Raw genomic sequence first — 19,784 nt, forward strand, 5'->3', positions numbered from 1 at the left:
GCATTGGACGGTCGATATGGCCTTCGGTGAAGACCAGTGCCGCGTACGGGTGAATAACGCTGCACATAACTTCGTAATCCTCAGGCGATTCGCACTGAACCTGCTACGCCAGGATCGCACGTCCAAAGCCGGGTTAAACACCGCAGCATGCTGGCGTGCGCCAATGAACGCTATTTCGCGCAACTCGTAGGGCGGTCGCCTGCACCGAGCCCCCCAAAAGCAAAACGGCCTTCCCGCATCGCGCGAAAAGGCCGCTCTACAACAGCGGATCACCCAATCTGCAATCCGCCATCACCGATCCGCGCATCCCCCGCGCGAACCACCCGCCACATCAATGAATCCCGAGATACGCCTTCACCGCCGGCAGCCCAGGCTTCCCATCGATCGTCGTCACCCCCGCGAGCCACTTGTCGAGCGACTGCGGATTCGCCTTCAGCCATTCGGTGGCCGCCTTGTTCGGATCCTCTTTGTTCATGATCGGCACCATCACGTGGTTCTCGATCGACGTCGTGAACTGCAGATTCGACACGAACTTCGCGACGTTCGGGCAGCGCTGCGCGTAGTCGGGCGGCGTCGCGGTCAGCACCTTCGCTTCGCCGTAGTTCGGGCCGAACACGTCATCGCCGCCGGTCAGGTAGTCGATCTTCATCTGCACGTTCATCGGATGCGGCTCCCACCCGAGGAACACGATCCACTGCTTGTCGCGAATCGCGCGGTTCACCTCGACCAGCATCCCCGCCTCGCTCGACTCGACGAGCTTGAACTTGCCGAGCCCGAACTGGTTGCCGTCGATCATCTTCTTGATCAGCGCGTTGCCATCATTCCCCGGCTCGATCCCGTAGACCTTGCCGTTCAGCTTGTCCGCGAACTTCTGGATGTCCGCGAACGACTTCAGGCCGCCCTGGTACACATAGTCGGGCACCGCGAGCGTGTATTTCGCGCCGGTCAGGTTCGGCGTCGCGAGCACCTTGATCGTGCCGGCCTTCGTGAACGGCTGGATGATCGGGTCCATCGTCGGCGACCAGTAGCCGAGGAACACGTCGATCTGCTTGCTCTTGATCCCCGCGAACGTGATCGGCACCGACGCGATCGTCTTCGTCGGCGTATAGCCAAGGCCCTGCAGCATCGCCGATGCGAGGCCCGTCGTCGCGGCGATGTCGGACCAGCCGACGTCTGCGAAGCGCACGGTCTTGCACACCGGCGGATCTGCCGCATACACGGCCGAAACCGGCGCGGCGGCGATCCCGACGCCACATGCCGCTGCGATCAGTAGTCGCTTCATCTTTCCTCTCCTCAAAGTGATGTTGTTCGCGTGAAATCCGGGATCATCGATGGAAGCCGTGCGCCGCGATCCCGGGCGGCGTCACGGGCCGTTTGTCGGCGCCGTTCAGTGTCCCGGCAGCCGACGTTCGTAACTCGGTGCATGTCCGAACTGCGCGCGATACGCCTTGCTGAAGTGGCACGGCGAGTGAAACCCGCAGATCGCCGTCACGCGCGCGATCGACGCGTCGGTCGTGCGCAGCAGGTCGCGTGCGCGCTTCAGGCGCAGCGTCAGGTAATAGTGCGTCGGCGACACGTTCAGGTAGACCTTGAACATCCGCTGCAGATGCCGCTGCGACAGCCGCACGAGCCGCGCGAGCTCGTCGAGCGACAGCGGCTCCTCGATGTTCGCCTCCATCAGCCGCACGACCTCGATCAGCTCCGCGCGCGAGAAGCCGACGCGCGCGTCGACCGGGATCGGCTGCGGATCGGTCGCACTGCGAATCCGTTCGAGGATGAACTGTTCGGACACCTGCGCGGCGAGCTGCTGCCCGAAACGCGCGCCAACGAGGTTCAGCATCAGGTCGAGCGGCGCGGTGCCGCCGGTGCAGGTGAGGCGGTCGCGATCGACGACGAACAGCTCGTCGGCGAAATGCACGTCCGGAAACTCGGTGTGCAGCGCCGACAGGTTCTCCCAATGCACGGTGCAGCGGTAGCCGTCGAGCAGGCCGCTCGACATCAGCGCATAGGCGCCCGTGCAGATGCCGCCGAGTGGCAGGCCGCGCTCGGCGAGCGCCGCGAGCGTGTCGCGCGCGCCGCCGTCGACGACGTCGCGGATCCGGATGCCGCCGCACACGATCATCACGTCCGGCAGTTGCGTGTGATCGAGCGCCTGCGTCGGCCGCACCGCGATGCCGTTGCTCGCATGCACGGGCGCGCCGTCGAGCGAATAGATCGACCACCGGTAGTGATCGGCGCGCGCGACGTAGTTCGCCATCCGCAGGACTTCGACCGCGCTCGAGAACGCGATCATCGAGAAATTCGGCAGCGTCAGAAAGCCGAAGTGCGCGAGGGACGAAACCGGTGAAACGCAAGCGTCGGGTGCAACAGCTGCGGCGGACGTCACATCGCTCTCCTAACGGGCAGGTTGCACGAGATCAGCGCCGTGGCGCACGCCACGGCAGCCGATACGAAACACGAAAGAAGGCGGCCGGGAGAAACGCCGGCCGCCGGTCGATCAGGCCTGCGCGGGCGCGGCCTTGACGCGAAACAGCTGCTTCAGGCCCGAGAACAGCGGCGCCTTCGCGGTGCCCGGCGCGCGACCGAAGCTTTCGGTGATGCGGTCGAGGATGATCGCGAGCAGCACGACCGACAGGCCGCTCTCGAAGCCGAGGCCGATGTCGAGACGCTGGATGCTGGCGAGCACGTCGTTGCCGAGGCCGCCCGCGCCGACCATCGACGCGATGATCACCATCGACAGCGCCATCATGATCGTCTGGTTCACGCCCTGCATGATCGACGGCAGCGCGTTCGGGAACTGCACCTTGTACAGCAGCTGCCACGGCGTGCAGCCGAACGCCTGGCCCGCTTCGACGATCTCGCGGTTCACGTGGCGGATGCCGAGGCTCGTGAGGCGCACGGCAGGCGGCATCGCGAAGATCACCGTCGACAGGATCCCTGGCACGCGGCCGAGACCGAACAGCATCGCGGCCGGAATCAGGTAGACGAACGCCGGCATCGTCTGCATCAGGTCGAGGATCGGACGCACGGTCGCCGCGACCCACTTGCTCTTCGCGGCCCAGACGCCGAGCGGGATGCCGAGCACGAGGCTGATGATCGTCGACGACAGCGTGAGGCCGAGCGTGATCACGGTCTGGTCCCAGAAGCCCGTCGCGAAGATCAGCAGCAGCGACGCAGTGGTGAACAGCGCGAAGCGCCAGCCCACCCGCCACAGGCCGACGCCGATGAAGATCGCCATCATCAGCCACATCGGGATTGCCTGCAGGCCGTGCTCGACGAATGCCGCGAGACCCTCGATCGCTTGACCGATCGCATCGAACGTCTTCGCATCGTGGTCGAGCAGGTAATGAACGGACTGGTCGACCCAGCTACCGAGCGGAATCATTTCAGACATGGGAGCCTCGCGAACGCGTGATGGCCTTCAGGATGAGCGCACGATCGACCGAGCCGCAGTAGCAGCCGTCGTCGTCGACGACGGGCAATGCGTTCGGGCTCGCGACCACGCGCGCGACGACATGTTCGAGCGACGCATCGCGGCGGATGGATTCGATCGGACTCACGGACGGCGTGTCCTGACCGATCGCATCGCGCGTGACGAAGCCGCGGATCTTGCGTTGCGCGTCGAGCACGAACGCATAGTCGGCACTGCCGTTCAGCGTCGCCGCGACATTCGCGGCATCGCACTTCGACACGATCGGCACGGCGCCCGTCTGCATCAGGTCGCCGGCCGTCAGATAGCGGCTGGTGTCGATGCCGTCGAAGAACGCGCGCACGTAGTCGTCGGCCGGGTTCGCGATGATGTCCTGCGGCGTGCCGACCTGCACGAGCCGGCCGCCTTCCATGATCGCGATGCGGTTGCCGATGCGCAGCGCTTCCTCCAGATCGTGCGACACGAACATGATCGTGCGGCGTTGTTCCTTCTGCAGTTGCAACAGCACATCCTGCATTTCCCGTCGCTTGAGCGGATCGAGCGCGGAGAACGCCTCGTCCATGATCATCAGCGACGGGTTCACGGCCAGCGCGCGGGCCAGGCCGACGCGCTGCTGCATGCCACCCGACAGTTCGGACGGCAGCTTGTGCGAAAACGGTGCGAGGCCAACCTGCTCGAGCACCTCCATTGCACGCCGCTCGCGCTCCTTCTTGCCGACGCCCGCGACCTCGAGGCCGAACGCGGCATTCGACACCACGGTGCGATGCGGCATCAGCGCGAACGACTGGAACACCATGCTCATGTCCTTGCGGCGCAGCGCGGTGAGCGCCGAGCGGCGCGCCGATGCGACATCGAGGCCGTCGATCATCACCTTGCCGGCGCTCGGGTCGACCAGCCGGTTCACGAGTCGGATCAGCGTGGATTTGCCGGAGCCGGACAGGCCCATCAGCACGAATATTTCGCCTTCCTTCACGTCGAACGACACGTTGTGCACGCCGACCACCTGGCCGGTGCGCTTGAGCACGTCGTCCTTCGTCGCACCGGCGGCGAGCATGTCGAGCGCCTGTTGCGGATTACTTCCAAATACCTTGCACAGACCTTCGACTACGACCTTGGGGGCATCCATCGAAACCTTCTCCTCGTGTAGCGGGGGCTCACGCGTGTCACTCAGCGTGCCTACATAGTTGCTAGAAAAAACCCCGGCCTGCCGACGAATTACGACAGACGCTTGCGCAAATACGACACGAGGGAAGTACGCCCCCCGGCCGCGCGGGGCGGGGCTGTGCACGCGGCACACGCAAATTGCGGCAGTGCAGTACGCGCATCGCCCGCATTGGCAAGCATCGCGGCGCAATCTTGTGCGCAGCAGCGTGCGGCGAATCGGCCGCCGGCTCCTGCTCGCGCGCGGCGGCGGTGCGTCGCTTTACGACAATTCCGCGTCCGATCGGACCACCCCGTATGTGGTCGCGCGACGCGCACCGGCGGCAGGCGGAACCGCGTATCGAAATCGCACGACAGGCGATGCGCATCCGGACAAAAACGCATGACCGTACGAAAATCCGATGGAAGCGGCGGGCGCGCGCAGGTGCATGCAACCGGCGACCGCTGCAGATGGGCACAACCGGACAACTCGCGCCCGCTGACAGGCAGGGTGGCCTCGCGTTGTCATGCGCGGTTACGAATTCGTCTGCCTCTTCCCGGACAAGCATGCGCTGCCGCAGTCTAAATCTGTAGCGGAATAGTTCCGCCGCATCAGACGAGGTCTTACCGTGCAACACGTGATTCTTCTCCCCCTGACAGCGGGTATCGCAGCCGCGTTGCTGGGCGGATGTGCAGCGGCACCGTACGAGACATCGGCGTATCCCTGTGGCAGCGAATACGTGATGTCCAATCCTGCGGGCGCCGAATATGACTGCGGTCCCGGGTATGGATACCCGTTGTACGAAGGAGGCTTTCTGGGCTTTGTCGATATCGACCACTTTCACCATCGCCACCATGATCACGATCACGACCATGACTTCGGTTTTCATGTCGACCATGATCATGATCGCGGCTTTCATCACGGCGGCATGATGGCTGGCCGCGGGCATGGGCAGATGCACGCCGAAGGCCACGGCGGCGGGCACGGCGGCGCGCATGGCGGTTCGAGCGGCTTCGGCTCGAGCGGTTTCGGCAGCGACTTTCAGCCGTCGGGCGCGAGCGGATCGCACGGCGGCGGCATGCGCAGGTAGCTGGCATCCGTTCCGTGACGCCCTTCTCCGGCGCTGAATCGCTCGGCGCCGGAGAGCCCCTCCGCCAGCACGACCGGTGCGCCCGCGGCCCCCTCCCGACGCAACGCTTCCGCCAGCGGCAGATCCCATTGATCGTATGCGGAGCGCCGGTCCGCAAGCATGCACTGCCGGGGAAACCGGGCGATCTGCCGCGCGATGCGCAACGCGTACGACAAGCCTTCGCCGTTCGGCGCAACGTAGTTGACGAGCCCCATGCGCGTGGCCTCCGCGACGTCGACGGGACGCCCGGTCAGGATCATGTCCATCGCATGGCCCATCCCGACGATACGAGGCAGCCTGACCGTTCCGCCGTCGATCAGCGGCACGCCCCAGCGCCGGCAGAACACGCCGAAGATCGCGCCCTCTTCCGCGACGCGGAGGTCGGCCAGCAGCGCGAGCTCCAGCCCGCCTGCCACCGCGTATCCCGATACGGCAGCGATCAGCGGCTTCGACAGGGCCATGCGGCTCGGGCCCATCGGGCCCGGTCCTTCTCCCGTCGCGTCGACGCGGTTGCGCAATGCCGGATCGCCGGCCGCCTTCAGGTCCGCGCCCGCGCAGAAGTTGCCGCCGGCGCCTGTCAGGATCGCGACCGCGAGCCCGGCATCGGCTTCGAACCGCTCGAACGCGTCCGTCAGCTGCAACGCAGTCGGGCCGTCGACGGCATTGCGCCGTTCCGGCCGATTGAGCGTGATCGTGCAGATCTCGCCATCCGTCGCGTAAAGAACGTTGTCCATCGGCTCCCCCCGAAAGGCACGCATGCACCTGTCACGTCCGTTATAGGCCACCGGAGATCGCGCGGGACAGCCGCGCCAGTCACCTGGCCGACGGATCCGCATCTGGCGGTGTCCAGCTACGAAAATCGTGCGACACGGCTGTGTTAAATTGCCCGGCAAACAATCCCGATCGCGCTGCCGCGCGGCCCATTCCGAGCCATGCTGTCGACCCACGCCACCCCCATTGCACCCGCGCCCCGCACCGCGGATGCCGAACCACCCGGAGCACCCGGAGCACCTGGAGCGTACGCCATCGCCCGTCTTTGCGCGGCGGACCGCTGACGCATCCATCGCGCATCCGTCGACGTCCTGCACCGGCTGACGCAACCTGCAAGCCTGTCGCCTGTCGCGCGGGTTCGCAGGCCGGCCGCACAGGCGCCGCCGATCCGCCCGGAAGCGGGCATTTTCCGGCACCGGACGTGTCTGATTCAGCACGGCTCCGGGTCCGGTGCGGTCCGACACCGTTCGCGATCGCAAGACCATAACGACATAGAGAGGGAGTGAATCCGATGACGTGGATCTTTGCGCTGATCGGCCTCATCGTGGGTGGCATCGCCGCGCTGATCGGCGATTTTTCCGGCACCGCCGGCGTGCTGCTCGGCGGCGCGGTCGGCTTCTGTATCGGCCACGCGCTCAGGGAGCGCAAGCCGAAGGCCCCGCCGCCCGAACCGTCCGCGGTCAACGCCGCACCGCCCGTGCCGCTTGCCGAGCGCGTCGCGCGCCTCGAAGCGACGGTCGACACGCTGACGCGCGAGATCGCGACACTGCGCGGCCAACTGGCCGGCGTGCAGTCCGGCACGACGGCGCCTGCTTCCGGCGCTGCTGCCGACGCTGCTTCCGGCACCTCGACCGGAACCGCGTCGGGCACCGCTGCGCATCCCGCAACGGCCGCTGCTCCGCCACTACCGACCTCGCCCCCACCGCGCCCGCCCGCCCAACCCGCTGCCGCGCCCACGGACACGGCATCGTCCGCGTCAACACCGCCCCCCGCAGCCACGCCGGCGCAGCCTGTGCGCGCCACCGGCACCGACGCGCCGCGCGCGCCGACCGCGGCAACGCCTGCCGCCGCGTCCGCATCGGCCGAGACGCGGGCCACCGAACCCGCCGCAGGCTCGCCTGCCACGCCGCCCGCCATACCGTCCACCATGCAATCCGCCACGCCGCCCGCGAAGCGCGAACCGGACCTCGCCGAGCGCGCGTTCCGCGCCGCGCGCGAGTGGCTGCTCGGCGGCAACACGGTCGTGCGCGTCGGCATCATCGTGCTGTTCTTCGGCGTCGCGTTCCTGCTCAAGTACGCGGCCGACAACAACCTGCTGCCGATCGAATTCCGGCTCGCGGGCACGGCGCTCGGCGCGACCGCGCTGCTCGCGGTCGGCTGGCGCGTGGCCGCGCGGCGCCCCGCGTACGGCCTCGTGCTGCAAGGCGGCGGCGTTGGCGTGCTGTACCTGACCGTGTTCGCCGCAACCAAGCTCTACCACCTGCTGCCCGTCGGCGCGGCGTTCCCGCTGATGGTCGCGATCTGCGGCCTGAGCGCGTTCCTCGCGATCAGGCAGAACGCGCAGCCGCTCGCGTTCATGGGCAGCGCGGGCGGGTTTCTCGCACCTGTGCTGCTGACCACCGGCACCGGCAGCCACGTCGCGCTGTTCAGCTACTACGCGCTGCTGAACGCGGGCATCTTCGCGGTCGCGTGGTTCAAGGCGTGGCGGCCGCTCAACCTGCTCGGCTTCGTGTTCACGTTCTCGATCGGCTCCGTGTGGGGCGTGACCGCGTACCGCCCGGAACTCTTCGCGAGCACCGAGCCGTTCCTCGTGCTGTTCTTCCTGATGTACGTCGGCATCGCGCTGCTGTATGCGGCGCAGCGCGAGCTGGCGCTCAAGCACTACGTGGACGGCACGCTCGTGTTCGGCACGCCGATCGTCGCGACCGCGCTGCAGGCCGCGCTCGTGAAGAACCTGCCGTTCGGCCTCGCGTGGAGCGCGGTCGCGCTGTCCGCGTTCTATGTCGCGGTCGCCGCGTGGCTCGCGCGGCGCCGCGAGCGGCTGCGTTTGCTGTTCGAGGCAACGCTCGCGCTCGCGGTGATCTTCGCGACGCTCGCGGTGCCGCTCGCCTTCTCGGGGCCGACGACGAGCGCCGCGTGGGCGATCGAGGGCGCGGCGATCGTCTGGGTCGGGGTGCGCGAACGGCGCCTCGCGCCGTTCGGCTTCGGCCTGCTGATGCAGGTCGCGGCGGCCGGCGCGTTCTTCGCGGGGATGCTCGGCGCACCCGATACGGTCGGGCTGCCGGTGCTCAACAGCCCGTATATCGCGACACTGCTGATCGCGCTCGCCGGCCTGTTCACGGGCTGGTGGCTGCACGGACGCGACGAAGCGCGCGCGTGGCACGCATGGATGCCGGAATTCGGCGCCGCGGCGGCCGCGTGGGGGCTGCTGTGGTGGCTGTGCGGCGGCGCCCGTGAAATCCTGCTGTACGCCGGCCATCATGTCGATGCGCATCCGGACAGCTTCACGACGGACTCGCTCGCGCTGTTCGTCGCCGCGACCGCGTGGCTCGCACACACTGCGCGCCGCAAACTCGCGTGGCCGCTCGCCGAATGGCCCGCGTTCGCGCTGGCGCCGACGCTCACGCTGTTCGCGCTGCGCGCGTTCGACACGCACGAAGCGCCGCTGTCGGGCCTCGGCGCGGTCGTCTGGCCGGTGGTCGTCGCGGCCTGTTACGTGCTGCTGTGGCGGCAGTCGCGTGATGAGCCGTCCTTACGCGCATCCCGCGACGCAGCTTCGCTCGACGCGCGCGTGCTCGCGCCGCTGCATACGCTGATGTTCTGGAACGTCTGCGGCCTGCTCGCGCTGGAAGGCTACTGGCGCCTGCGCGCGTACGTGCCGGAAGGGGCATGGAGCTGGAGCGCGTGGGCGTACGGGTTCGGGTTGCTGCTGCTGCTCGTGTCCGGCGTGGGCGCGCGGCTGCGCTGGCCCGTCGCGCGCTTCCCGCGCGCGTACCAGGTGTGGGGTGCGGCGCCGCTCGCGGCGCTGCTGTGGCTGTGGAGCATCGCCAGCGTGACGAGCGACGGCGACGCGTCGCCGCTCTTCTGGCTGCCGCTCGTCAATCCGCTCGACGTCGCGCAGTTGCTGATCTTCGTCGCGATCGCGACGTGGCTGCGGCGGCTGAAAGCGCTCGGCATCGCGTGGCGTCCGCCCGCGATCGGCTATGCGGCGGTCGCGACCGTATTCCTGTGGTTCAACGCGCTGCTGCTGCGCACGCTGCATCAGCGCTTCCATACGGCCTACGGCGTCGACGCGGTGCTGGCATCGTTCAACCTGCAGCAGGTGTTCATGGTCGGCTGGAGCGCGTTCGCGTTCGCCGGACTGTGGCTCGCCCGCCGCGACGGGCCCGCGCGGCTCTGTGCAGTCGCGTCGCTGCCGCTCGTGCTCGTGATGTGGATCTGGACCTTCTATGCGAACTTCACGCAGGACGGCGGAAGCTGGGCGCGCGTGCCGCTCGTCAATCCGCTCGACCTCGTGCAGCTCGCGATCTATGCGCTCGCGGCGTTCTGGCTCGTGCGGGTGCATCGCCTCGGCATCCCGCTCGACAAGTTCCGTGTCGAGCTGCAGTCGGTGGCCGGCGCGACGGCGTTCCTGTGGCTGAACGCGATGCTGCTGCGCACGCTGCATCACTGGACCGGCGTGCCGTACAACTTCGACGAGATGGCGCACTCGACGCTCGTGCAGGCGTCCGTCTCCGTCTTCTGGACGGTGTGTGCGCTTGCGACGATGATCTGGGCAACGCGCCGCCGGCTGCGGCCGCTGTGGTTCGTCGGCGCCGCGCTACTCGCGCTCACCGTCGTCAAGCTGTTCCTGTTCGACCTGTCGCACGTGAAGGGCGTCGAACGCATCGTGTCGTTCATCGGCATCGGCGTGCTGCTGCTGTTGATCGGCTATTTCTCGCCGCTGCCGCCGAAGGCCGCGGGCAACCCGGATCAGAACGAATGAAGCATGTCGTCGCAGCACTCGGCCTCACCGCGTTGACGTCGTTGACATCGTTGGCAGCGGCCGGCGCCGCGCATGCCGGCGATCGGGTCGAGCAACAGTTCGCGCTCGACCTCGACGGCAGCACTGCGTACTACACGGTAACGGTGCCGCCGGCCGTCTACGCGGCGAGCCGGCGCAACGATCTCGGCGACCTGCGCGTGTTCAACGGCGCAGGCGAGCCGGTGCCGTACTCGCTCGACGCGCCGGCGGCCGTCGAGCCGCCGCCGCAACGGCACGCGGTGCCGTGGTTCCCGCTGCCGACCGCCGACGCCGACGCGAACACTGCCTCCGGCCACGCGCCGCTCGGCGTGTCGGTCGCCGCCGACGGCTCGCTGCGCGCGACCGTCGCCGCGCCGCCGCACGCGCGCCGGCATGCGGATCTCGTCGACCTGTCGCATGCCGGCGGGCAGGTCGGCGCGCTGCTGATCCATCTGCGCAACGACAGCTACCAGGGGCGCGTGAGCATCGACGCGAGTGACGACCTGCGCAGCTGGCAGCCGCTGACGGACACGCAGTTGCTGAAGGTCGCATACGACGGCCACACGCTGACGCAGGAGCGCATCGCGCTCGACGGCGTGCGGCAGCGCTATCTGCGGCTGAACTGGCTCGACGGCGCGCCGGACATCGCGTCCGCCGAAGCGGAATCGCGCACGCACGGCGCCCCGGATCGCGCAGCCGCGCCGCGTCAATGGCGCGCCGGCGTACGCATACGGGCCGGCGGCACGCCGGGCGAGTATCTGTTCGAGACGGACGGCGCCTATCCGGTCGACCGGCTGCGCATCGACCTGCCGCAGCGCAATACCGTTGCGCACGCGACGATCCAGACCCGGGCCGACACGCAATCGCCGTGGCACGACGTCGCGGACGCGATGCTGTTCCGGCTGCAGGGCAAGGCCGGCGAACAGCGCAATCCGCCGCTCGAGTTCACGGCGAACGCGGACCGCCTGTGGCGCATCGTCGTGGACATGCGCAACGGTGGGCTCGGCGGCGGACTGCCGGCGGCCACAATCGGCTGGCGCCCCGCTTCGCTGACGTTCGTCGCGCGCGGCGCGCCGCCGTTCACGCTCGGCGTCGGCAACGCGGCGCTCGCGTCGGCCGCGGTGAGCCGCGAATCGCTGCTGATCGGCGCGTCGACCGAGATCCGGCCCGCGCGCGTCGGCGACGCGCTGCCGGTGACGCAGCAGGCCGCGTCGACGCCGGTCGGCGCTGATACGGACGCAACGCGCCGCTACGTGCTGTGGGCGTCGCTCGTGATCGCGGTCGGCGCGCTCGGCAGCATCGCGTGGCGCCTTGCGCACGGCGGCGGGCCGCAGGATCGCAGGCGACGCTAGGCGGGCGCTCGCGCCGATAGCGGGCACGCATCCGCCGCAGCAACATCCTGCTTTTTACGCATCATTTATCCGCCGCGCGCAACTCTTTCGACCATCGCAACGCGCGGCTACGTACAGTCGAAGGCATCCGAATCACGGTGCCACGACATGCACGGAACCAACGAAGCGGGTCACCGGCAAGGCCGGCGCAAGCGCCCGGCCGCCTCCCTGAAACTGTTGCTGATGGCAGCCTCCCTTGCGCTGTCGGCCGCTGTCGCGCCTCCTCCCGCAGGCGCGCAAGTCGCCGCCGCGCCCCTCTCGCCCGCCGCCGATGCGGCACCTGACGCGCCGTTCGCGCTCGACACTATCGTCGCCACACTGCGCAAGCGCTTTCACATCGCGTATGCGGACGCGCTGACGATCGCGCACGCGGTGCAGATCGAGTCGGACCGCAACGGGCTCGCGCCCGCATTGCTGCTTGCGATCATCGCGGTCGAATCGAGTTTCGACCGTCACGCGGTCAGCGCCGCGGGCGCGCGCGGGCTGATGCAGGTGCTGCCCGCCGCGCATCGCGACCTCGTCGCGCATGTGAAGGACTTGTCCGATCCCGCGACCAACGTGCGAATCGGCGCAGCGATCTTCCGCGGCTATCTCGACGACGCGGACGGCGACGTCGAAACCGCGCTCGTCCGCTACAACGGCGGGACGAAGCGCTACGCGCAGCGCGTCGTGCTGCGCGTGCAGCAGTTCGACGCGCAACTGCGCCGGCCGGCCATTGCCGTCGCCGACGAATCCCCCGCAACGAGCCCGACGAGCACGCCGTAGTTCGGCCGGCGGCGCAACGAGCACGCGCTAAATCGGCTGGCGGCGCCACACGCGCGCCGCGTCGCCGATGCGCAGTCACCATGCATCACGACCGCTACACGCGAGCGCTATCTGCGTGAATCGCGCGACTCGTCCGCGCCCGTCAGCCGATAGCCGACGCCGGTCTCCGTCAGGATGTGCTCGGGCCGGCCCGGATCGCGTTCCAGCTTGCGGCGCAGATGCCCGACATAGACGCGCAGATAATGCGGATCCCTCCCGTGCGCGGCGACCTTGTCGGCTTCCGTGCTCAGCGCCGACAGCACGATCAGCGGCGCAACGGACTGGTCGCGCAGCGCGTGGATCAGCGCGACACCGCCCAGGTCCGGCAGGCTGATGTCCGCGACGATCAGGTCGGGACGGCGCGCGGCGACCGCCGCGACGCCTTCGGCGCCGGTCGCCGCTTCGCATACGTGCATGTGTTCCGCCTTGAGCGCGGCGTGCACGAAATGACGGATGAAGCGGTCGTCATCCACGACAACGACGACCACGGCCGGTTCGCTCATGCGGCAACGGTCCGGTGCGGGCGCTGCGCTGGTGGCAACGCTGGTGGCTACGCAGGCGGCAGCGCCGGTCGCCGCGTGCCGCCAGCGGACGGCGTCAGGATCGCGGCGCGACGACGGCGCGCGGGCTGTCCGTTCACGGTCATGCCCATCCGAACGCGACCAGCACCATGTCGATCAGCTTGATGAACGGGAACGGCAGCAGCATGCCGCCGAGCCCGTAGATCAGCAGGTTGCGGCGCAGCAGCGGCGCCGCGCCGAGCGGGCGGTACGCAACCCCCTTCAGCGCGAGCGGGATCAGCGCGACGATGATCAGCGCATTGAAGATCACCGCCGACAGGATCGCCGACGACGGCGACGCGAGATGCATCACGTCGAGCACGCGCAATTGCGGATAGGTCGTTGCGAACGCGGCCGGGACGATCGCGAAGTACTTCGCGATGTCGTTCGCGATCGAAAACGTCGTGAGCGAGCCGCGCGTCATCAGCATCTGCTTGCCGATCTCGACGATCTCGATCAGCTTCGTCGGGTTCGAGTCGAGGTCGACCATGTTGCCGGCTTCCTTTGCCGCCTGCGTGCCGCTGTTCATCGCGACCGCAACGTCGGCCTGCGCGAGCGCCGGCGCATCGTTGGTGCCGTCGCCCGTCATCGCGACGAGGCGCCCCGCCGCCTGGTGCTCGCGAATCGTCGCGAGCTTTGCCTCCGGCGTCGCTTCAGCGAGGAAGTCGTCGACACCCGCTTCCGCCGCGATCGCCGCGGCGGTTAGCCGGTTGTCGCCCGTCACCATCACGGTCTTGATGCCCATCTTGCGCAGTTCCGCGAAGCGCTCCTTGATGCCGCCCTTCACGATGTCCTTCAGCTCGATCACGCCGAGCACGCGCGCAGCGCCTTCGTGCAGCTCCGCGACGACAAGCGGCGTGCTGCCGCGCCGCGCGACATCGGTCACGAGCGTATCGACCTCATACGCGACATGTCCGCCGTGGACTTCCACGTAGTGCTTGACCGCATCGGCCGCACCCTTGCGGATCTCTCGACCCGGCAGGTCGACACCGCTCATTCGCGTCTGCGCGCTGAACGACAGGAACACTGCATGGAGCGCCTGCATGTCGCGTTCGCGCAGATTGAAGCGCTGCTTCGCGAGCACGACGATGCTGCGGCCTTCCGGCGTCTCGTCGGCGAGCGACGACAGCTGCGCGGCGTCCGCGAGCATCTCCTCGGTCACGCCCGGCGCGGGCATGAACGCCGACGCCTGGCGGTTGCCGAGCGTGATCGTGCCGGTCTTGTCGAGCATCAGCACATCGACATCACCGGCCGCTTCCACCGCACGGCCGGACGTCGCGATCACGTTCGCCTGCATCATCCGGCTCATCCCGGCCACGCCGATCGCGGACAACAGGCCGCCGATCGTCGTCGGGATCAGGCACACGAGCAGCGCGACGAGCGCGGTGATCGTCACCACGTGGCCCGCCTTCATCGCCTCGACCGCGAATGTCGAGAACGGCAGCAGCGTCGCGGTCGCGAGCAGCAGCACGATCGTCAGCGCGACCAGCAGGATCGTCAGCGCGATTTCGTTCGGCGTCTTCTGGCGCTTCGCGCCTTCGACCATCGCGATCATCCGGTCGAGGAACGCCTCGCCCGGATTGACGCTGACGCGCACGACGATCCAGTCGGACAGCACGCGCGTGCCGCCCGTCACCGACGAGAAATCGCCGCCCGACTCGCGGATCACCGGCGCGGATTCGCCGGTGATCGCCGATTCGTCGACCGACGCGACGCCTTCGATCACGTCGCCGTCCGCGGGAATCGTGTCGCCGGTCTCGACGAGCACGACATCGCCGCGCCGCAGGTCGCTGGACCCCATCACCTCGACCGTGGCATTCGCATGCGGTGCCGCGAGCTTCTTCGCGACGACGTTGTGCTTCGCGCTCCTGAGCGATGCGGCCTGCGCCTTCGAGCGACCTTCGGCGAGCGCCTCCGCGAAGTTCGCGAACAGCACTGTGAACCACAGCCACAGCGCGACCGCGACGATGAAGCCGGCCGGCGCTTCGGCCTGGCCGAACAGCGCGGCGACCCACAGAATCGTCGTCAGGATGCTGCCGACGTACACGCAGAACATCACCGGATTGCGGAACTGCGTGCGCGGCGTCAGTTTCCTGAACGATTCCACGATCGCCGGCCGCACGAGCGCCGGATCGAACATCGAGTGCGCGGCGGTGCGCGCCTGGCCGAGATTGTCCGGACGATGGCCGGTCAGGGGAGCTAGGGACATGGCGATTTTCCTCACGGCGCAACGGCGCTTTCTGTCGACATCCGGCCGGCGGTGCTGCAGGCCGGATGCGCTTGCGCGCCGACGCGCATCGCATCCGTTTCCACGTGAACCATCATATGAAGACCCGCGTGAAAATCGCGGTAAAGGCGTGCCGCGAAACGTAAAAATCGCGTAAAGAAGCGGCGGGAGGATGCCCCGGGACGTGCGCGCGGACGAGCGGTCGTCCGTGCCGCGCGCCGGGCGTCAGGCGCCGCCGGCACGCCGGCGACGTTGCTGGATCGCCACATCGCCAGATCGGGAATCGGGAATCGGGAATCGGGAATCGGGAAGACGCTACAGGCCTTGCTTCGCGCCGACGCGCCCGTGGATCCGCACGCGCCACGGCGACGACCGCCAGCTTGCCGCGCCGGCGGCGCGCCGCGCGGCCGATCGCGTGCCCGGGCGTGTACCCGCGCGAGTGCGCAAGCCATCGCGCGCCGACGCGACCACGCGCGCCGACACCGCGCGGGCAATGCGCCGCACCGCTGCCGCACGGATCGCGATCCGCGACGCGGGCATCACGCTGCGTGCATGCAGCACGGCCGGCCGCTTGCACAGAATCGCGCTGTCGTAACGCTTGCCCGCGAACCGCACGACGTCGACGACTTCGAAACCCTGCGACCGATAGAACGCAAGCAGGTGCGCGGCCGGCTGCGGCGTATCGAGCGCGAGCAGCGTATAGCCGCGCGTCGCGGCCCACTGCTCGGCGAACGTCAGCAGCATCGCGCCGATCCCGCAGCCCTGCCAGTCCGGATCGACCGCGACCTGCCGCACGCTCGCGACGCTCGCATGGCGATACAGCGAACAAGCCGACGCGGCATCGGTCGCATAGAGCGTCATCGTGCCGATCACGCAAGCACCGCTCACCGCGACGAAACACTCGCCCGCTTCGACGCGGCGCCGCGTGACGTCCTCGGTCTGGTCGACGCAGGTGCAGTTCAACCCCATTGCGCCGAGCCGCGCGAACGCACGGTGCAGCATGCCGGTAAGTGGCCCGTAGCCGTCGAACGCCGGATCGAAACGCCGCACGACGATGCGTTCGGCACGTGGCGCCGGCAGCGTGACGTGCAGGCGTTCGATGGCTTCGTTCGACGGTATCGACATGGTTTCGCTCCTTCGCTTCGGTTGCCCGAAGTCTATGAGCGCGCGCTTCGCTCTCACAAGAAAAAATGTCGTAAAAGTTGTGCCGACGTAGTGCGTGACATCACGCACGCCATTGACAGGTGCGGGCGTGCGATCCAGACTCGTGCATCCTCACCCGACCGCACACGCCCATGATCACCTGCTTCCTTCGCTACGTCGTCGATCCGTACAAGCTCGACCAGTTCGAGACCTACGGCAAGATGTGGATCCCGCTGGTCGAGAAGTTCGGCGGCACGCATCACGGCTACTTCCTGCCGTCCGAAGGCGCAAGCGACATCGCGCTCGCGATGTTCTCGTTTCCGAGCCTTGCGGCCTACGAAACCTACCGGCAGCGCTCGAAGGAAGATCCGGAATGCGTCGCCGCATTCCGGTATGCAGAGGAAACCCGCTGCATCGTCAGCTACGAGCGCAGCTTCTTCCGGCCGGTGTTCGAGTAAGCGGGTGTCAGCAGACCTCGCTCCGCTACGGTGCCCAGCGTGTGCCAGGCTGTCAGCGCACCGACAACCAGCAGCCCGCCTGAAACGACAAGCGCCTGCTCCATCCCGCGCATGAACAACGCCGTCTCCGTATGGCGAACGAGGAAGCCGAATATCGCGACGCCCATCACGCCGCCGACCTGACGCGCCGCGTTCAGCAAGCCGGACGCAATACCCGACTGCGCGCTGCATACCGCTGCGAGCATCGCGTGCGTGATGGTCGGGATCGTCAGCGCGACGCCGCTGCCCGCCAGCAGCATGGCCAATGCAAGCAACCCGTGGGACTGCGACGCAAGCGCCGGCAGCATCGCCAGATAGCCGACAGCGGAAATCAGCATGCCGGCCGTTGCCAGCGCACGCGTGCCGATCCGGCTGGCCAGCCGTCCGGCGACGAGGTTCATCGCCATCAGGATGCCCGTCATCGGCAGGAACGCCACGCCCGTGCGCACCGGTGTCATATGCCAGACCGACTGGAACAGCAGGCTCAGCGCGAAGACGACGCCGTAGAAGACGAGGTTCAGGATCATCCCGATGACGGTCGTGCTGCGAACCGTCCGGTCCCGCCATAACGCGAGCGGCAGCATCGCGGCGGGATTGCGCGCTTCCAGCCGGATGAACGCGATGCCCGATGCGATGCACAGCGCGAATGTGCCGAGTATGACGGGGCTCCGCCAGCTCAACGCGCTCGCTTCGGTCAACGCGAACGTGAGCGCGGCCAGCGTGAGCGCACCGGTCAGTTGCCCGGGAAGATCGAGGCTGCGGTTGCTGCGCGCTTTCGTGTCGGGCGCGAAGCGCCATGTCATCCAGATGCCGACGATGCCGACAGGTACGTTCACCAGGAAGATGCTGCGCCACCCGAGCGCGGTGACGAGCAAGCCGCCGATCACGGGGCCGGCCGCCAGCGCGATGGCGCCGCCGGCCCCCCACCAGCCGATCGCCCGCCTGAGCGCCGCTTCGTCCTGGAACGCCAGGCGCAGGATGGCGAGCGAATTCGGCACCAGCAGCGACGCGCCCACGCCCTGGACGAGGCGCCACGCGATCAGCGCCTCCAGCGATTGCGCGAGGCCGCAGCCGATCGACGCGAGCGTGAAGATCGCATAGCCGGCGATGAATACGCGCGTGGCGCCGAGCCGGTCGCCCAGCGCGCCAGCCGTCAGCAGCGTCGACGCAAAGACGAGCGCGTACGCGTTGACGACCCATTGCAGGCCCGTGACGTCCGCGCGAAAGACGGCCCGCAACGCGTCGAGCGCGACATTGACGACGCTGACGTCGATCAGCACGACGACGAAGCCGAGGCTGGTCGCGATCTGGACCAGGCCGGGATGGAATCTTGACGGGGAGTGCATGGGCGATCCTTCGAATACGGAAGCTTGCAGCGTAGAGGATCGCCTTCTGTGCGAATATTCCACAAAACCGCACAGCCAACCGGAAAAAATGCACCGATGTTCGACTGGGAAAACCTGCGCGTCTTCGTCGCCGTCGCGCAATCAGGCAGCCTCTCGGCAGCGGCACGGCGGCTGAGGGTCGATCATGCGACGGTCAGCCGCCGCCTGAGCGCGCTCGAAGCCGAACTGAACCTGCGCGTCGTCGATCGGTTGCCGCGCGCCTGCCAATTGACCGCCGCGGGCAGGCAGGTTCTCGGGTTCGCCGAGAAAATGGAGGAGGCGGCGTTCGCGATCGAGCGGCTCGCGCTGGCCGAGCAGGTGCCGATGCAGGGGACGGTGACGATCAGCGTGCCGCCGGTCCTCGCCAACAATCTCTTTGCGAACCATCTGCAGACGTTCGCGCAATTGCATCCGGACATCCGGCTGACGATTGCCAGTGAGGCGCAAAGCGTATCGCTGGGGCGTCGCGAAGCGGACATCGCGGTGCGCCTGTTTCGCCCCGAGGAGCCGCAAAGCGTGACCCGCAAGCTCGCCAGGATGACCTTCGGCCTCTATGCGAGCCATACGTACGCCCACGCATCGGAGCCGGCCGCCTGGGCGTTTATCGGCTATGACGCGCGCTTTTCCGAGATGCCGCATCCAAAGTGGCTTCAGTCGATCGGCGGAGGCCGCCGCATCGCCTGCGAGGTGAGCGACATCACCACGCAGCAGGCGGCCGCCCGCACGGGCATCGGCGTCGCGGGCCTGCCCGTGTTCATGGGCGACAACGATCCTGCGTTGCAGCGCCTGCCGTTCGACGGCGAGCCCTTTTACCGGGATATCTGGCTGGTCGTGCATCCCGATCTCCGGCATTCGCCGCTGATTCGAGCGGTCATCGACTTCATCGTGGATGTGGTCGGCAAGACGTTCGAACCGCATGCCGGGTGACACGCGCCGGAAATCCGCGAAAAGCAGAAAAAAGGCCCCGCCTGCATCCGTGCCGGCGGGGCCAACCCATGTCAGTAGAGACACAATGGAGGAGACGGAGCCCATCATAGCGACGGCACCACGCGTGCCAAACCAAGCATTTCTGCTATCGATCTGCGCCACCGCACGCGCGAGTCACCCGCGCGTGCGGCATATCGATAGAACGAAAAGTCGTTTTCAGACTGGCTCCGGGGTCGTTACCATGCGGTTTTACTCATAGGTCAGAAATTTAGCGGACAAATGGTCTATGCTTGAGCGACAGCTATTGACAGGATCGCTCATGAAACGAGACGGCCGGAGCCTGGCTCACAACACGCTTGAAGAGATGCGCATATTG

General features: G+C 67.7%; 14 protein-coding genes and 1 pseudogene. 6 read left to right on the forward strand and 9 right to left on the reverse strand.

Annotation, left to right across the window (positions count from 1 at the left end; genetic code table 11):
* Positions 1-331: 331 nt before the first annotated feature.
* The 4 genes and pseudogenes from DID96_RS27700 to DID96_RS27715 form a co-directional block, all read right to left on the reverse strand.
* On the reverse strand, positions 332-1,282 hold the full coding sequence (locus DID96_RS27700) for a choline ABC transporter substrate-binding protein (RefSeq protein ID WP_124602425.1): 951 nt from the start codon (positions 1,280-1,282) through the stop codon (positions 332-334).
* A 105-nt stretch (positions 1,283-1,387) separates the two neighbouring features.
* Complete coding sequence (locus tag DID96_RS27705; protein WP_124602426.1) at positions 1,388-2,386, reverse strand: GlxA family transcriptional regulator; 999 nt, start codon at positions 2,384-2,386, stop codon at positions 1,388-1,390.
* A gap of 111 nt (positions 2,387-2,497) precedes the next feature.
* Complete coding sequence (gene choW / locus DID96_RS27710) at positions 2,498-3,394, reverse strand: choline ABC transporter permease subunit (protein ID WP_124602427.1); 897 nt, start codon at positions 3,392-3,394, stop codon at positions 2,498-2,500.
* Positions 3,387-4,896: pseudogene (locus tag DID96_RS27715) on the reverse strand (glycine betaine/L-proline ABC transporter ATP-binding protein); the annotation flags it as partial. The pseudogene DID96_RS27715 and the gene choW, both read right to left, overlap by 8 nt.
* Before the next feature lie 303 nt (positions 4,897-5,199).
* Here DID96_RS27715 and DID96_RS27725 point away from each other — a divergent pair.
* Positions 5,200-5,661: a hypothetical protein gene (locus DID96_RS27725; protein WP_124602428.1), complete on the forward strand. Its 462-nt coding sequence runs from the start codon at positions 5,200-5,202 to the stop codon at positions 5,659-5,661.
* Here the strand turns inward: DID96_RS27725 and DID96_RS27730 are convergent.
* Entirely contained in the window at positions 5,613-6,434 is an 822-nt protein-coding gene (locus tag DID96_RS27730) for a crotonase/enoyl-CoA hydratase family protein (protein ID WP_124602429.1), read from the reverse strand. The two genes, DID96_RS27725 and DID96_RS27730, sit on opposite strands and share 49 nt — an antisense overlap.
* Before the next feature lie 548 nt (positions 6,435-6,982).
* On the opposite strand from DID96_RS27730, the gene DID96_RS27735 reads away from it, so the two are divergent.
* The 3 genes from DID96_RS27735 to DID96_RS27745 all read left to right on the forward strand — a co-directional run bounded on the left by DID96_RS27735 (position 6,983) and on the right by DID96_RS27745 (position 12,630).
* Positions 6,983-10,456: a DUF2339 domain-containing protein gene (locus tag DID96_RS27735; RefSeq protein WP_124602430.1), complete on the forward strand. Its 3,474-nt coding sequence runs from the start codon at positions 6,983-6,985 to the stop codon at positions 10,454-10,456.
* Positions 10,453-11,826 (forward strand): DUF3999 domain-containing protein, encoded by a 1,374-nt coding sequence (locus tag DID96_RS27740; RefSeq protein ID WP_124602431.1) that lies wholly within the window; start codon positions 10,453-10,455, stop codon positions 11,824-11,826. Before DID96_RS27735 ends, DID96_RS27740 begins: the two co-directional genes overlap by 4 nt.
* Positions 11,827-11,973: 147 nt before the next feature.
* A complete protein-coding gene (locus tag DID96_RS27745) occupies positions 11,974-12,630 on the forward strand; it encodes a lytic transglycosylase domain-containing protein (RefSeq protein ID WP_260464026.1) in 657 nt (218 codons plus the stop codon).
* 107 nt (positions 12,631-12,737) lie between these two features.
* Here the strand turns inward: DID96_RS27745 and DID96_RS27750 are convergent, their stop codons facing one another.
* From DID96_RS27750 to DID96_RS27760, 3 genes are all read right to left on the reverse strand, one after another.
* Positions 12,738-13,172, reverse strand: coding sequence for a response regulator (locus DID96_RS27750; protein ID WP_124602433.1), 435 nt, complete (start codon positions 13,170-13,172; stop codon positions 12,738-12,740).
* Between the two features lie 139 nt (positions 13,173-13,311).
* A complete protein-coding gene (gene kdpB / locus DID96_RS27755; RefSeq protein WP_124602442.1) occupies positions 13,312-15,369 on the reverse strand; it encodes a potassium-transporting ATPase subunit KdpB in 2,058 nt (685 codons plus the stop codon).
* A gap of 402 nt (positions 15,370-15,771) precedes the next feature.
* Positions 15,772-16,581: a GNAT family N-acetyltransferase gene (locus DID96_RS27760; RefSeq protein ID WP_124602434.1), complete on the reverse strand. Its 810-nt coding sequence runs from the start codon at positions 16,579-16,581 to the stop codon at positions 15,772-15,774.
* 170 nt (positions 16,582-16,751) lie between these two features.
* On the opposite strand from DID96_RS27760, the gene DID96_RS27765 reads away from it, so the two are divergent.
* A complete protein-coding gene (locus DID96_RS27765; RefSeq protein WP_124602435.1) occupies positions 16,752-17,057 on the forward strand; it encodes an NIPSNAP family protein in 306 nt (101 codons plus the stop codon).
* Here DID96_RS27765 and DID96_RS27770 read toward each other — a convergent pair.
* A complete protein-coding gene (locus DID96_RS27770) occupies positions 17,021-18,442 on the reverse strand; it encodes an MFS transporter (protein ID WP_124602436.1) in 1,422 nt (473 codons plus the stop codon). The genes DID96_RS27765 and DID96_RS27770 overlap by 37 nt on opposite strands.
* A gap of 96 nt (positions 18,443-18,538) precedes the next feature.
* Between DID96_RS27770 and DID96_RS27775 the strand changes: the two genes are divergently transcribed.
* A complete protein-coding gene (locus DID96_RS27775) occupies positions 18,539-19,408 on the forward strand; it encodes a LysR family transcriptional regulator (protein ID WP_124602437.1) in 870 nt (289 codons plus the stop codon).
* The last annotated feature ends 376 nt before the right edge of the window (positions 19,409-19,784 follow it).

The sequence above is a fragment of the Burkholderia sp. Bp8963 genome (assembly GCF_003854275.1).
Taxonomy (GTDB): Bacteria; Pseudomonadota; Gammaproteobacteria; order Burkholderiales; family Burkholderiaceae; genus Burkholderia.

Excerpts from the sequence above, each read along its gene's own strand:
- DID96_RS27760 (WP_124602434.1), bottom strand. The coding sequence starts at position 16,581 with ATGTCGATACCGTCGAACGAAGCCATCGAACGCCTGCACGTCACGCTG.
- DID96_RS27745 (WP_260464026.1), top strand. The coding sequence starts at position 11,974 with ATGCACGGAACCAACGAAGCGGGTCACCGGCAAGGCCGGCGCAAGCGC.
- DID96_RS27735 (WP_124602430.1), top strand. The coding sequence starts at position 6,983 with ATGACGTGGATCTTTGCGCTGATCGGCCTCATCGTGGGTGGCATCGCC.
- DID96_RS27730 (WP_124602429.1), bottom strand. The coding sequence starts at position 6,434 with ATGGACAACGTTCTTTACGCGACGGATGGCGAGATCTGCACGATCACG.
- DID96_RS27700 (WP_124602425.1), bottom strand. The coding sequence starts at position 1,282 with ATGAAGCGACTACTGATCGCAGCGGCATGTGGCGTCGGGATCGCCGCC.
- kdpB (WP_124602442.1), bottom strand. The coding sequence starts at position 15,369 with ATGTTCGATCCGGCGCTCGTGCGGCCGGCGATCGTGGAATCGTTCAGG.
- choW (WP_124602427.1), bottom strand. The coding sequence starts at position 3,394 with ATGTCTGAAATGATTCCGCTCGGTAGCTGGGTCGACCAGTCCGTTCAT.
- DID96_RS27740 (WP_124602431.1), top strand. The coding sequence starts at position 10,453 with ATGAAGCATGTCGTCGCAGCACTCGGCCTCACCGCGTTGACGTCGTTG.
- DID96_RS27765 (WP_124602435.1), top strand. The coding sequence starts at position 16,752 with ATGATCACCTGCTTCCTTCGCTACGTCGTCGATCCGTACAAGCTCGAC.
- DID96_RS27750 (WP_124602433.1), bottom strand. The coding sequence starts at position 13,172 with ATGAGCGAACCGGCCGTGGTCGTCGTTGTCGTGGATGACGACCGCTTC.
- DID96_RS27770 (WP_124602436.1), bottom strand. The coding sequence starts at position 18,442 with ATGCACTCCCCGTCAAGATTCCATCCCGGCCTGGTCCAGATCGCGACC.
- DID96_RS27775 (WP_124602437.1), top strand. The coding sequence starts at position 18,539 with ATGTTCGACTGGGAAAACCTGCGCGTCTTCGTCGCCGTCGCGCAATCA.